The sequence below is a fragment of the Brevibacillus dissolubilis genome (genome assembly GCF_006170445.1).
Classification (GTDB): Bacteria; Bacillota; Bacilli; order Brevibacillales; family Brevibacillaceae; genus Brevibacillus_B; species Brevibacillus_B dissolubilis.
Map to the genome: position 1 here is coordinate 433,972 of NZ_VCNA01000004.1, position 14,243 is coordinate 448,214.

Consider the following 14,243-nt stretch of genomic DNA (forward strand, 5'->3'; position numbering starts at 1 on the left):
GGGTACATGGAGTGTGAAGCATGCAAATAAGCTATAAAAGTACCTAAATTGGTTTTCAGGATAAAGCAAGTCTTTTAAAAATTATGTGTTCTCCCAACTCAACCGAATCTACCTTCCACCCAGCACCAATCCACATGTTACTATGGCTATGTGAACCATTTGCCCACCACTCTCGATGCTTATAGGCAGATTCAGGAAGTTTAAAGCCTAAAATGTTTTCTATTTCGGAATAGGTTAAAGTTATCTTCACTTCGCTATTAAGATATCTTTGCATAGGGTCATATTTACTCATTAGATTTTCTCCTTTACCTGAACTTATCTTAATAATCCGTATTTGAAAAATAAGTACGCTCCACCCAAAACGGTCAACCCAATAATCAGCCTTCTTTAGCGGTCCCGGAAGCCACGAATTCAAGAATGCGGCTATTATCGCTGGAACCAGCATCCATTAAATCATAGCTACCTCCTCTTCGATCATTATTGAGGGGTAATATCATGGTTGTCTACTTAAAAAATTGCATAAGTATCTAAAATGAAGAACAATGAACTATTCTCATTATCCCCCTTTTTCTCAAAAGAAGAGTTTTGTCTTTGCAGCCATCTCTATCAATAAAAAACACGAAAAGCCTCACTATTCCCATAAGGCTTTCCGTGTTTTTTCCTTCCCTACAAACTGATCAACCACCCTACCGCCGTCTCGCCCCAATCCGCAACGCATACAACCCTGACACATGCGCCGCCGCCATCGACGTCCCATCCAGCGTCCGATAGCTCTTCTTCAACCATGTCGACTTAATCGACACCCCCGGTGCCAGCGTATCTGCCCCGCGTGCACTGAAATCCGCCACGCGCCCGCTGCTGTCAATCGCACCGACGGCAATCACGCCGTTATAGGCTGCCGGATACTCCAGCGTCCCGCCGTTATTGCCCGCCGAGGCCACCAGCACTATCCCCGCCCGATATGCCCGACGGATCGCATTTTCCAATCCACTGTGCGGCTGTGGCGTGCCAAAGCTCATGTTGATCACATGCACCCGCTTCTCGATCGCCCAGTTGATTCCCTCGATAATATCGCTCATGTTGGCGGTACCATCCGGGCCAAATGCGCGCACATCATACAACTCCACCTGAGGGGCTACCCCAACCACCCCACGCTTGTTGGCAAGAGCCGCAATCGTCCCGGCCACATGGGTTCCGTGACCGTCGATGGTTTCGTAGCCTTTTCCATTATTTGTGACGGTGATGCGCCCTTTCACCTGACCTTTGAGATCTGGGTGAAGACGGGAAATCCCGGTGTCGATCACGGCGACACGGATGCCATTGCCTTTGGTACGGTCCCAGTAGTCGGGAGCACCGATACGCCGCACGCCCCACGGGACCTGATCCGCGCTGACAACCACCTCGGCCTCTTGGGTCAGCACCGTGTCATGCACGCGGACGGTTACCTCGTCAGAGACGTCGAGCCGCTTCTTTTCTTTTTTGCTCAGCTTGGCATACAGGGTTTCTAAGTCCTCTTCTGGGATGAGCAACGATCCTACCTGTGAATACTGTTTGGTCTTGGACAGCAGCGCGTCATCCCTCATCAGCCATTCGAGACAGCGATAAAAGCCTTTAGGTTTGGCAAAGGTGATAATTTTATACACAAAAGCCCCTCCACATGACCCCAATTTTTGTTTGTACTGCATCTTATGCGGGGAGCATGGGGAAGGGTTATTAGACTTCGACAGGTTCTTGTTCTGGTTCAGATGCCAGCTTTTTGACGATGACACGGGTGATGCGCAGGTGATCTACTTCAGCCACGATGAACTCATGGTTGTCCGCCTGAACCTTATTGCCGACGACAGGCGGGTGGTCGATCTGCATGTAAATCCAGCCGGCCAGTGTATCCACTTCACTGTGATCCAGCTCAGTATCGAGATAATCGTTGACTTCTTCCAGCAGGACACGACCGTCGAAGGAGAGGATATCGTCTTCCTTGCGCTCAATCTCGGGACGCTCGTCATCGAATTCGTCCTGGATGTCACCGACGATCTCTTCCATAATATCTTCGATCGTAACCAGTCCGGCTGTCCCGCCGTATTCATCTATGAGGATGGCCATCTGTGACCGCTGTTTTTGCAGCATCTGAAGCAGTCTGCTGATCGACATCGTCTCTGGGATCGTAAGGATAGGGCGCATCAGTTTTTGCAGGTCGTGCTCCACGTCATCTGTGCGCAAGGCATAGGTCAAGAGGTCTTTGATATGCAGGATGCCGACCACATGATCCTTGTCCCCGTCGATGACCGGATAGCGGGTGAACCGTCCTGTGCTTGCCAGCTTGATATTTTCTTCCATCGGTTCGCGGATATTGAGCACCACCATATCTGTGCGCGGTACCATGATCTCACGGGCCATCGTCTCGGAAAAATCAAAGATATTGTCCACCAGCATCAGCTCGGTCTGATCGATCAGCCCGCTTTTGTGACTTTCATTGACCAGGATGCGGATTTCTTCCTCGGTGTGGGCCGCCTCATGCTCTGATATCGGCTCTACCCCAAACATCTTGAGGAACGCCGCCGCCGCCCAGTTGAGAAAAGTAATCGCGGGATAGGCGAGCTTATAAAACCACTGGATCGGCTGCGCCACCGTCAGCGCCACCCACTCGGAGCGTTGGATCGCCAACGATTTAGGGGCCAATTCTCCCAATACAATATGTAAAAAGGTGATCAACGAAAACGCAATGATAAATGAAATCGTTCCCGTCCACGGCTCCATCACCCCAAAATAGATGAATACCGGATGAAGCAGATGCGCCACAGCAGGCTCCCCCACCCACCCGAGTCCGAGTGAGGCCAAGGTGATGCCCAATTGACACGCGGAGAGATATGCGTCCAGATTATGAATCAATCTATCGACATGGCGGGCACGCGGATTGCCTTCTGCCACCAGTTGGGTAATCCGTGATTCCCTTACTTTGACCACTGCGAATTCGGTTGCCACAAAAAAGCCATTCAGGAATACAAGAAAAAAGACGAGGACGAGGTTTAACAACGTTGCGCTCAGACCCACATCAAAAATCGCCACCAAAGCCTGCCTCCTGTCCCATTGGTTTCTTTACGCTAGTGTGTCCCCCTGCGCCGTAAAATATGGCTGTTTTTTCTTTCCCATTCGTGTATGGTAGGATGGAGGTATCACATGTTTATCTACTTATGAGGTGAAAACAATCCGTGTCGTACCAACCGCATCTGCCGATGATCGTGCAAAGCGACCGAAGCATATTAGTAGAAGTGCAGAATCCGTTATTTGAGCAGGCCCGCCAGGCTATCGTCGGATTCACGGAGCTGGTCAAATCCCCAGAGTACATCCATACGTACCGAATCACACCGCTGTCTTTGTGGAATGCAGCGGCAAGCGGTATGTCCTGTGACGAGGTGCTTTCGGCATTGGCTGACTTCAGCAAATTCGGCGTGCCACCGTCTCTGGCCAAAGAAATACAGAACTCATTCTCCCGCTATGGCCTTGTCCGTCTGGAGAAGCTCGATGATCACCTGACACTCGTCTGTGATGATCCGTTCCTGTTGACCCAACTGATGAGCTTTAAGAGTATCAACAGCTATATCGACATCCAGCTGACCGCGACCCATTATAAGCTCAAGCCCTACTCCCGCGGGCTGATCAAGCAGGAGCTGATCAAGCTGGGCTATCCGGTGAAGGACATCGCCGGCTATACCGATGGGGAGCCTTGCGATATCGGTCTGAGCGATACAACGGTCAGCGGACGCGATTTTGGCCTGCGGGACTATCAGCAGGAAGCCGTCGAGACCTTCTATGCCAACGGTTCTGTCCACGGTGGCAGCGGTGTGCTGTGCCTCCCCTGTGGAGCAGGCAAAACCGTGATTGGCATCGGAGCCATGGCGAAGATCAAGAGCGCTACACTGATCCTCACCACCAACACGACGTCTGTCCACCAATGGATAAATGAAGTACTGGACAAGACCAGTGTCACACCTGATATGATTGGAGAATACACAGGTGAAGCCAAAGAAGTACGCCCGATCACGGTCGCGACTTACCAGATCCTCACACACCGCCGTCAGGCAGATGGTGAATTTCCACATATGAAGCTGTTTGACGAGCGTAACTGGGGCTTCATCATCTATGATGAGGTACATATGCTGCCCGCCCCGGTGTTTAAGATGACTGCCAACATCCAAGCTAAGCGCCGCCTCGGTCTCACCGCCACACTGGTGCGCGAGGATGGTCTGGAGGAAGACGTCTTTTCCCTGGTCGGTCCAAAAAAATACGATATGCCATGGAAGCAGCTGGAGCAGCAGGGCTACATCGCCCAAGCCACCTGCAAAGAAATCCGCCTGCCGATCGATCCGCACCTGCGCGAATCCTACGCCATGGCAAGTCCTCGGCAGAAATACCGGATTGCCGCCGAGAATCCGCGTAAGCATGAGGTGATCACGAGGTTGATCCAGCGCCATGCAGACGACCAGATTCTCATCATCGGTCAGTATGTTGACCAGCTGGAGTCATTATCCGACGCGCTCGGCATCCCGCTGATCACAGGCAGGGTGCATGAAAAAGACCGTGCCCGTCTCTACCAGCAGTTCAAATCAGGCGAGCTCAAGCAATTGATCGTCTCCAAGGTTGCCAACTTCGCCATCGATCTGCCTGATGCCAATGTCGCCATCCAGATCTCCGGGACATTCGGCTCCAGGCAGGAAGAGGCACAGCGGCTGGGTCGAATTCTGCGCCCCAAGGCACGGGACAACACCGCACATTTTTACACCTTGGTGACGCGGGATACGCAGGAACAAGAATATGCTAGTAAGCGACAGCTTTTTCTGGTAGAACAAGGATATAGATACGAAATCGAAGAAACATGAAACATTCCTATACATCCTATCGTCACATAGACAGAGAGGGGAGGCCACCTGATCCATGCAAACCGATCATGATATCATCCAGCAGATTTTACAAGGTGATGTCGAAGGATACCGGGAGTTAATCCAGCGGTATCAGCACATGATCTATGTTTTCATCTATAAAATGGTGAACAATCAAGCGGATGCTGAGGATTTGACGCAAGAGGTATTCGTCAAAGCCTATGAAAAGCTTTCCTCCTACCGGGGAGACAGCCAATTCTCGACGTGGCTGCACACGCTCGCGAGAAACCGCACGATTGATTTTATCCGCAGACGCAAATTCCACGAGACAGACGAACAGCTGGCATACGTACCGTCACAGGTGCGTGAGGAATCGCCACAGGAGTCGCTCTTGGGCAAGGAGCGCCGCCAGGAAATTGCCCAGGCATTCGAACAGCTGTCTGAGTCGTACCGGGAAGTGATCGTCCTGCGTTGTACACACGAATACCCATTTGAAAAAATCGCCTCGCTGCTCGGTGTCGCGGAATCAACAGCGCGCGTCCGATATCTGCGGGCCCGGCAAGAATTTGCAAAAATATTAAGCCGTATGGAAGGAGGACTCGTACATGAACTGCCAAGAGTTTAGAGCCAAATGGCCGGAAACTGTAGACGAGCTTGCTCTTTCCCACATCGAAACCTGCGATGAGTGTCTGCACTGGATCGATACCAGCTTCGCAAACGATGAGGAGGGAGTATTCATGAAACACTACCCCGTCCCCTCGCCCGACTTAGAAGACAAAATTATGCAGTCTATCTATACATCTGCCAACATCACACCCATGCCTGCATCAGGCCTTGTCTCCACTCCCCCGCTGGCCGCTACGGAGACAGTTTCAGCTGCGGATTCAAAAACGACGCCGTTGAAAAAGCGGAAGCTCCCGCTCTTCTCCTACCAGTGGCTTGGAGCCGCCAGTATTTTTCTCGTGGTCGGGATCTTAAGTCTGCAGGCGATGAACGGAGATGACCCAACCTCCCTCATCAATAAAGTCAACCAAAAAAATGCTGCCGCCTCTCTCGCTGAACAAGCAAACGATACCCCTCCATCTGCTCTCCCATCCACAGCACAGCCGGGCACGATGGATCTGGCACAACCCGCTCAGGGAGAGACCGCCCAAGCACCGGATCAGACGCCAGAGGGTGCTTCTAATCAGGGACAGATGACACAACCTGCAGCGATGGGCGCAACTGGCAATGCGCCGATGGCATCCCGCTCGGCCCAGCAGGAAGCTGCCTTGGTACCGCAAGACCCGACAGCGGCGCCAGCAGGTCAAGACGGCATGCAAGCCCGCAAGATGCCAGCAGGTCATGAAGAATCCGGCACATCCGGTGAAAAGGTCGTCCCCATGTCAGGTCAATCCACCCCGGAATCAAGAGCGTTGTCCCTCAGCCTGCCGGAAGCATCGCCAACCGCGCCAGACGCTGAGTCAACCGATGATGCACTGAGAAACTCAGGTGGGCCTGCCCTGCCGACGGGTGAGAAGACCATCTCGACCTTTGCCACAAGCAAAGAAGCGGCACAGGCATCCAATCTTCCTGTCCCTGAACTGAGCGGTTCACCGGAAGGCTTTGCCCTCGATTCCCTGGCCATCCATTATGAATCGGAGACCAGCAAAAAAGCGACAGCCATCTCCTCCATCTACCGTCAGGGTGATACGTGGATGACACTGGATGTAACCGAGACGACCAAAGAGAAGATCTCGATCCCAGGTACGTTTACCGACCGCCAGATCTTCACTGTGGACGGTGCGCAAGCGATCGGCGTTACGTTTAATCAACAGGACGAACAGGTCTCTGCGGATCATGCTGTACACTTCATCACAAGCAAAGACGGACATTCCCTCTACGTCATCGTGCGTGCCAAGGGTGTCACCCTAACGCAGCTGATGGAAGCGTCCAAGCAGATCCAATGGGTCACGAAATAAACAGCGGAACAGCCAAGCAGGCCAATCCGCCCATGAGAAAAAGGCAACCCGCCATCGTGTGTGGGTTGCCTTTTTTGCTTGTGTCTATCGTCTGGTGTGTATGTGGAATCTGGTTATGCATAATGAATCGAAGGATTATGCTGGCGTAATGCTTGAATGAAGGCCTGCTGATCATCCGGTGAGACGACCACGCATCCCACTACTCCCCCCTGATACCTGACCTCCAGACGATCCAATGACAAGGCTGGTGCCGAGATCGGTATACGGGTATGCCGGACCATTTGGATCGTACATAGCGGAACCCGACGATGCAGAGGACCTGCGCGGACAATCAGCTCCTGATCCGTAATCACGTAATAGGTGCCAAACCAAAGCCACAGGCATAGCACATCGACGATCACTGCTACCGTTACAGCCTCTACGAATTCATCGCTTGGTTGTCTAATCTCCTGGTATGCGTTAAAGGTGACTAAGGCAATCACAAGCCAGATCACCGCACCTGTCCATCCATCTTTTTTGGAAGCGAATCGCATCCCTCTCTCCTCCTTTTATCCTCTGTCTTTTCTGAAAAAGATCCTTTCCCTTTTCCACACAAGAAAAGAAGGAAAGGATCAGGTTACAGACATTCTCAGTTAGGAAGTGACATCCCGTCTGGTAAACACCATGAAGGCCACGATCAACGACACAATCCCCCAGACCGACAGCACTGTGAGTGAAAACGGCAGGCTCATTCCCTGAATCGGCGGAAGTGAACCAGCGAGGTAATCTGTGATTTGCAGATTGACATTGAACAGGTACTTGGCCTGCTCCCACGACTGCGCCATCTGCGTGAGGATCGTCCCGCTGATCAGCGCCGCCATCATGATCCCCATCCCCGCCGCCGTCGTGCGTACCAAGACGGAGACCATCAGGGTAATCGTTCCGACGACGAGACAGACGAACCAAGAGAGACCATATTGGAGCAAAATATATTGCCACTGGGGCAGCATGAAGACAGTCGAGGTGTCCAGTTCACCGCCCACCACCTGAAATCCGGTCAGGACAGGCATATCCCAGCCGACATAGCCAAACACCACACCAGAGATCACATACGACATGATCAAGGCCGACAGCACCGTCAGCGAGACGAAAAGGATCAGGGTGAGGTATTTGCTCGCCAGCACCTTCCACCTTCGTACAGGACGTGTCAGGAGCAGCTTGATCGTCCCTTCGCTGTACTCCGACGATACCAGATCAACCGCCAGCACCACGATGATCATCGGCAAAAACAGCCCGACCGCCTGATCCATGAACCCTCGGGAAAAGGTGACACCGCTTGGCGCAGACGGATCGATGTTGTGATCGAGATAATACTGCTGCTGGGCGATCTGGATCTTCAGCCATTGTCGCCACTCTTCCGGCATACGGCTGGAGGCCAGACGGTTCTGGTTGTCGACGATCCGCTGCTGTAGCAGGGAGCGCCAGTCACTCGTCCCAAGCCGCTCCTGAGCTGTCTGCACCGTCTTAAACTGCGCATAGGTAAAAATCGGGATCAACACCGCCAGAATCAGGATGACCACGAGAAAACGACGGCGCCGCATCAGCTTCAATGTCTCATTTTGAATGAGTCCCAGCATGCTCGCTCCCATGTGCGTCACCTCCTCCTGTCAGTGTGAGGAACAGGTCCTCAAGCGTCACCGTCTTGGAGGCGATGCCGATCACTTCCGCACCGGCCGCGACCAGTGATTGGTTCAGCTCTCCGATCCGCTCCACGTCCATTTTGCATTTAACATGTCCCTCGGTAAGCGTCCAGACCTCCGTGACATAAGGGATCTGTCTGAGTACCTGTACACCCTGATCCACAGACCTCTCCGTGAATTGAAAATCCACCTGATCGGCGAATTGCTCCATCAGGCTTTTGACCGAGCCGACAGAGATCACCCGGCCTTTGGAGATGATCGCCACGCGGTCGCACATCATCTCGATCTCGCTCAAGAGATGGCTGGAGATGAATACGGCCAGCCCCTCTTCCTCTGCCAGCTTGCGGATAAACTGCCGAAGCTCCCGGATCCCCGCCGGATCAAGCCCATTGGTCGGTTCATCCAGAATTAATAATTTTGGCTTATGTAAAAGGGCTTGGGCAATCCCCAGACGTTGGCGCATCCCAAGCGAGTAGGTCTTCACCTTTTCATCGATCGCTTCGGTCAGGTCGACGAACTCCACCACCTCATCGATCCGCTCCGTTGTGATATTGCCGCTCATCCGGGCGAACAGCTCCAGATTCTCCCGCCCCGTCATGAATTTATACAGCTCCGGATTTTCCACGATACAGCCGACTTGACTGATCGCCCGTGAAAATTGATTGCGCAGCGACTCCCCGCCGATCAGGATGTCACCGCCATCAGGTGCAGCCAATCCGACCAGCATCCGAATCGTTGTGGTTTTCCCCGCACCATTCGGCCCAAGGAATCCGAATACTTCCCCGGCCCGTACTTCAAATGTAATATCATGTATGATTCGTTTTCCGCCGATTGCTTTGACAAGCCCTGCAACAGAAAGAACTACATCCGCCATATAACCACCTCTTGCCCTGCCAAAATAGGGTACTTCCATCAGTATATCATGTTTGGCGCCAATTTCTTACATCACGGAGCACACAACATCGCCGGCGGGACAGTCCCCGACCATACATGCGACCTGTGCCGTTGCCCTCTTATTCACCGGATAACAAAAAGAGTGCAGGAAAAATTTCCATGCACTCACCTCTGTCTTTTGCTATCGTAATACTTGGCAGACAATAGAAAAGACTCCTATCAAGGGCGGTCGGCTCACACCCCGAAAGCGTCACAAGCACGTCTCACACCGAGGGGGTGAGTTTAGATGACAGTATACGAGGCACTTAACCTGATGATCGGTTTCGGCATGCTTGTCGCAACCATCATTCTCGTTATCGCTACCCTGCTGTCTCAACAGAGAAAGAAGTAGACCTCCCTTGCGCCCGCAAAGCCCTGTGGAGGTCTGACTTCTAGATACTGGCGGGTGAGAGTCCAACCCTTATTCTAATGGGTGCTCTCTATTGAAGGCCCCGTGGATGCGCCAACATCCACGGCTTCTTTTTTTCTGCCAAGTACTTGTTTTTCTCCCTACAGTATACCACACAACAGCACTCTCCTACACTCATTACTGGTAATTGACTCAATTTCTATTCTATAATGGCAGATAACCATACCAAGATGTGAGGAGGCATAAGATCCATGCGTTCCGGCAAACTTCTCTGGCGCGTTACAGGCACGGTGGCATTCCTTTCGCTGCTTTTGTTCCTGACAGGCTTCTCCCTGTCCTTACAGCCGCAGGCGCTGGCTCCTGACCGCCCTGGTGTCCCTGATCAGACAGCACCAGCCGAGCAGGCTCCCCTACCCAAAACCGGCCAGCTCAACGTCGTAGCACTCGGCGACTCGCTCACACGCGGTGTAGGTGATGCTGACGGCGAAGGCTATGTCGGCAAGTTCCGCGCCGCCTATGAAAAAGCAAGCGGACAGCCGATCACACTCACCAATCTGGCAATCAGCGGAATCCAGTCAGGGCGGCTAAAGGAGCAGCTGCAGGAGACCACGGTGCAAAAACTCGTGCAACAGGCCGACCTGATCCTCTTCACCATCGGGGGCAACGACCTGTTCCAGCAGAGCGGTGGCATCGCCGACCTGGACAAAGAGATGCTCGACCGCGCTGCGGTATCGCTCGCGCACAATTTTACCCAGATCCTGACCACGCTTCGCACCATCAATCCCGAAGCGAAGATCGTCCACGTCTCCCTGTACAATCCGTTTGGGGATACAGAAGCAAAAGCAGACACCACTCCGCCGACACTTGCCTGGAACAGTACCGCCGCTGATATCGCTGCGCGCTTTCCCAATGTCGTAGTGGTGCCTACCTATGATTTGTTCTATCAAAAGGAAAAAATGTATCTCTACAATGACCATTTCCATCCCAACAGCGACGGCTACGAGCGGATGGCCATGCGGGTGATGCAGGCGGTTGAGTAGAGGCTGGCAAGCTCACCGTGTAAGACAGCCGATGTAATAAGCCACAGCTTTCAAGTCTCACGGCGATTAAAACCCCGCTCTAGTGCGTCTTCGCCATTTCCATCACTTTCCCCGTCCGCGCCGTGAAGATGCGCTGACCCTGATAGTAGAAAGCGATGCTGAACAGCGTGATGACAGCGATGGTGATCATCATCGTGCTGCCACCGTACATCGAGAGCAGCCAGCCGCCAAAGGACGGTCCCAGAGCATGCCCCAGACTGGTAAAGCTTTGTGCCCCAAAATAAGTCCCACGCATCCCGTCACGTGCCAGATTATCAATAAACACGCTGGACGCTGGGAAGGTTAGGATTTCACCCAGAGTGAAGACGAACATAGATACCATGAAGGTCAGCCAGGTTCCTGACAGGCCAAAGCCCAACAGCCCGACGGTATACAAGATGACCCCGATGACGATGCTTGTGAGTGGTGTTCTTTTTTCCGCCCACTTGGACAGCCACATCTGGCAGGTCACCACGACGATGGCGTTGAGACTCATCAGGTAAGAGAAGAGCTCGATCCCATCTGTGAAGCTTTTTCCTACATATTGAGACAAGGTTACGGTCATCTGTGAGTAGCCAAGCGACACGATCATCCCGCCGACGATAAAGTAACGAAGGGCCACGTCATGGGTGATGACATTCCATGCGCCACGGAAGGTAACCCGCTCTTTTTTCTGCCCTTCTCCTTCGATCTGTTGAATACCGAAGTACTTCATCAGAGCCTGCAGGACAAGCGCGTAGATCAGGTAGACCACACCTGTGACGATAAAAGGAATCGTCGAGTCAAGCTGCCCCAGATAAGCACCGAGCAGTGGGCCGACCGCCACCCCGATGTTGATCGCCAGATAGCGCATAGAGAAGACGCGGAACCGCTTTTCCTTGTCGGTCAGATCTGCCATCAATGCCTGTGATACCGGCTCGAATACGGCCCGACACAGACCGGATAAGGCGTTTAGCAGCATGAAGAACAGCATCCCTTTCCCGAAGGCAAAACCGATAAAAACAAAGACCCATGTATACAGCGCGGTCATCATGACCCGCCTGCGCCCAATCCGGTCGGAAATCGCCCCGCCGATAAATCCACCGACCGTCCCAGCCAGCGGACCTGCGCCAATCGTAAGCCCGATCATCAAGGGGCTCATATCTGTGCTCTTCGCCAGATAGAGCGCCAGAAACGGCATGCTCATCGACTGTGCTGCCCGCACAAACACCGTTCCCACGATCAGTGAATAGACGATGGGATGAAATTCTTGAAAATATGTACGTAACCTGTTCATGTTTTCCCCCCACTGTTCTGCCAGGCGTAACCGGCAAAACAGATGCAGTTAATTTTTCATCATTTTAGGAGGGAAACAGATATTCGTCAAACGAAATTTTTCAATGAATCTAATCAAAAATTTTCATCACAACTAACATACAATGAAGGTGGGAGACGAATGATCTTATCCAAAGCACGAATTACAGCAATCGGCTCTTATGTCCCAGAAAAAATCCTGTCCAATGATGACCTGTCCAAGCTGGTCGAGACCAATGACGAATGGATCACCCAGCGCACTGGGATCAAGGAACGCCGGGTCTCCGCCGAAGATGAATTTACCACCAACCTCGCGATCAACGCCGTGCAGAACATGATCGACCGCTACCAGGTCAGCGTAAGCGATGTGGACTTCATTCTTGTCTGCACCTCCACACCCGACTACTCGTTCCCAAGCGTCGCCAGTCAGATTCAGGCGCATTTTCAGATTGAGCAGACAGGTGCTGTCGATGCCAATGCAGTCTGTGCCGGATTTGCCTATGGTCTGTATATGGCGAACGGTCTGGTCACCTCCGGACTCAACCGCAAAGTGCTGGTGGTCGGTGCCGAGACCATGTCCAAGGTGATGGATTACACCGACCGCACGACCTGTATCCTGTTCGGTGACGGAGCCGGAGCGGTGCTGGTCGAATATGACGAAGAGCAACCGAGCTTCATCGCATCCCATGTCGGGGCAAAAGGCGACGGCGGAATCCATCTGTACCGCAGCGGTCTCTCCACCAAAATGGGCGGGCGGGACCTCATCGCCAACGGCTGTCTCGTCCAAAACGGCCGGGAAGTCTACCGATGGGCCGTCAACACCGTACCTGCCGGCATGCGAGAGCTGATGAAAACCGCCGAGATGAGCATGGATCAAGTCAGCTGGTTCGTCCCTCACAGCTCCAACATGCGTATGCTCGAATCTATCTGCGATAAGGCTGGCTTCCCGGTGGAGCGCATGCTCGTCAGCCTGGTCGAATACGGCAATACCAGTGCGGCCTCCATCCCGCTCTCGATTGACAAGGGCATCCGCAACGGCTCGGTGAAAAACGGCGACACGATGCTTTTATACGGCTTTGGCGGCGGTCTGACCCATGCAGGCCTGCTGATTCACTGGAACACAAAAACCCCTGCTTCCTAACCTGGTCAAGACCCCATTTTGTAGACAGTAAGAAAAACCCCGGCCGTTAGGCCGCAAGCTGACGCCTGTATTCTATAGGGGTCAGCTTGTTTAATTTGATTTGCAGACGCTCTTCATTGTAAAAACGGATATATTCCTCAATTCTCCTTTGTAGCTCATCAACTGTTGATATATGATAAGGATAGAGTGCTTCTGCTTTTAAATGTGAGAAGAAACTCTCTATAGCGGCATTGTCATGACAATTGCCGCGGCGAGACATGCTGATTTGGGCGCCAACCTTCGCCAGCATGTCTTGGTACGCATAAGACGTGTATTGGCATCCCTGATCGCTGTGAACGATCAAGCCAGTCACGTCTTTTTGATTTTCAAAAGCTTTCTTAAAGGTATTTAAAACAAGTGTTGTATCGTTACGCAAGGCCACCTGGTATGCTACGATCTCTTTGGTACACAAATCTTTAATTGCTGAAAGGTACAGCCACGTATCGGCAACTGCGTATTGTGTAATATCGGTTACCCATTTTTCAGTAGGTGCTTTGGCTGTAAAATTACGTTGTAATAGATTCTCCGCCACTCTTGGTACAGAGCCATCTCCTTGTGGATTTGACTTACGTTTCACACGAATAATGGATCGAATCCCCATCTCTTGCATCAAACGTAGCACTTTCTTATGATTCACAACCCAACCTTCGCGCTGGAGTTCAGCCTGAATCCGTCGATATTCATATTGCTTGTGTCTCTTCAGATAAATGGCTTGGATACGAGCGGAAAGCTCTTGATCACGAATCGCCTTTTGTCGTCTTACATATTGATAGTATCCGCTTCGAGAAATGCCAAGAAAACGGCATAATTCCACAATGGGAATCTGCTCCTTTAGAGCGTCGACAACTAGCTGTTTCTCTTGCACACCTCCCGA

The 14,243-nt window shown here is 52.3% G+C and carries 14 protein-coding genes; 6 read left to right on the forward strand and 8 right to left on the reverse strand.

Features of this window, described 5'->3' with window-relative positions; translation table 11 throughout:
- Positions 1-55: 55 nt before the first annotated feature.
- The 3 genes from FGI41_RS11005 to FGI41_RS11015 form a co-directional block, all read right to left on the reverse strand.
- A complete protein-coding gene (locus tag FGI41_RS11005; protein ID WP_139490159.1) occupies positions 56-292 on the reverse strand; it encodes a DUF7662 domain-containing protein in 237 nt (78 codons plus the stop codon).
- A gap of 394 nt (positions 293-686) precedes the next feature.
- A complete protein-coding gene (locus tag FGI41_RS11010) occupies positions 687-1,643 on the reverse strand; it encodes a S8 family peptidase (RefSeq protein WP_255298430.1) in 957 nt (318 codons plus the stop codon).
- Positions 1,644-1,713: 70 nt separating this feature from the next.
- Entirely contained in the window at positions 1,714-3,057 is a 1,344-nt protein-coding gene (locus FGI41_RS11015) for a hemolysin family protein (RefSeq protein WP_438358020.1), read from the reverse strand.
- A 149-nt stretch (positions 3,058-3,206) separates the two neighbouring features.
- Between FGI41_RS11015 and FGI41_RS11020 the strand changes: the two genes are divergently transcribed.
- From FGI41_RS11020 to FGI41_RS11030, 3 genes are read left to right on the forward strand one after another with little or no spacing between them, the layout of a single operon-like run.
- The gene (locus FGI41_RS11020) at positions 3,207-4,874 is read left to right on the forward strand and encodes a DNA repair helicase XPB (RefSeq protein ID WP_139490161.1); all 1,668 of its coding nucleotides are present in this window, start codon (positions 3,207-3,209) and stop codon (positions 4,872-4,874) included.
- A 55-nt stretch (positions 4,875-4,929) separates the two neighbouring features.
- Positions 4,930-5,499: an RNA polymerase sigma factor gene (locus tag FGI41_RS11025; RefSeq protein ID WP_139490162.1), complete on the forward strand. Its 570-nt coding sequence runs from the start codon at positions 4,930-4,932 to the stop codon at positions 5,497-5,499.
- Positions 5,480-6,835: a hypothetical protein gene (locus FGI41_RS11030; protein ID WP_139490163.1), complete on the forward strand. Its 1,356-nt coding sequence runs from the start codon at positions 5,480-5,482 to the stop codon at positions 6,833-6,835. Before FGI41_RS11025 ends, FGI41_RS11030 begins: the two co-directional genes overlap by 20 nt.
- A gap of 113 nt (positions 6,836-6,948) precedes the next feature.
- On the opposite strand, the gene FGI41_RS11035 is transcribed toward FGI41_RS11030, so the two are convergent.
- The 3 genes from FGI41_RS11035 to FGI41_RS11045 all read right to left on the reverse strand — a co-directional run bounded on the left by FGI41_RS11035 (position 6,949) and on the right by FGI41_RS11045 (position 9,388).
- Positions 6,949-7,368, reverse strand: a complete 420-nt coding sequence (locus FGI41_RS11035; RefSeq protein WP_139490164.1) for a PH domain-containing protein — start codon at positions 7,366-7,368, stop codon at positions 6,949-6,951.
- A gap of 99 nt (positions 7,369-7,467) precedes the next feature.
- Entirely contained in the window at positions 7,468-8,463 is a 996-nt protein-coding gene (locus FGI41_RS11040; RefSeq protein WP_139490165.1) for an ABC transporter permease, read from the reverse strand.
- Positions 8,429-9,388 (reverse strand): ABC transporter ATP-binding protein, encoded by a 960-nt coding sequence (locus FGI41_RS11045; protein ID WP_139490166.1) that lies wholly within the window; start codon positions 9,386-9,388, stop codon positions 8,429-8,431. The genes FGI41_RS11040 and FGI41_RS11045 overlap by 35 nt, the downstream gene beginning before the upstream one ends.
- Positions 9,389-9,694: 306 nt before the next feature.
- Between FGI41_RS11045 and FGI41_RS11050 the strand changes: the two genes are divergently transcribed.
- Both FGI41_RS11050 and FGI41_RS11055 read left to right on the forward strand, forming a co-directional pair.
- Positions 9,695-9,799, forward strand: a complete 105-nt coding sequence (locus FGI41_RS11050; RefSeq protein ID WP_139490167.1) for a putative holin-like toxin — start codon at positions 9,695-9,697, stop codon at positions 9,797-9,799.
- A 269-nt stretch (positions 9,800-10,068) separates the two neighbouring features.
- Positions 10,069-10,857: a GDSL-type esterase/lipase family protein gene (locus FGI41_RS11055; protein WP_139490168.1), complete on the forward strand. Its 789-nt coding sequence runs from the start codon at positions 10,069-10,071 to the stop codon at positions 10,855-10,857.
- Between the two features lie 79 nt (positions 10,858-10,936).
- On the opposite strand, the gene FGI41_RS11060 is transcribed toward FGI41_RS11055, so the two are convergent.
- On the reverse strand, positions 10,937-12,172 hold the full coding sequence (locus FGI41_RS11060) for an MDR family MFS transporter (RefSeq protein ID WP_139490169.1): 1,236 nt from the start codon (positions 12,170-12,172) through the stop codon (positions 10,937-10,939).
- A gap of 159 nt (positions 12,173-12,331) precedes the next feature.
- Between FGI41_RS11060 and FGI41_RS11065 the strand changes: the two genes are divergently transcribed.
- On the forward strand, positions 12,332-13,330 hold the full coding sequence (locus tag FGI41_RS11065) for a ketoacyl-ACP synthase III (RefSeq protein WP_139490170.1): 999 nt from the start codon (positions 12,332-12,334) through the stop codon (positions 13,328-13,330).
- A 46-nt stretch (positions 13,331-13,376) separates the two neighbouring features.
- Here the strand turns inward: FGI41_RS11065 and FGI41_RS11070 are convergent.
- On the reverse strand, positions 13,377-14,243 hold an 867-nt coding region (locus FGI41_RS11070), incomplete at its 5' end, for an IS3 family transposase (RefSeq protein ID WP_218015229.1).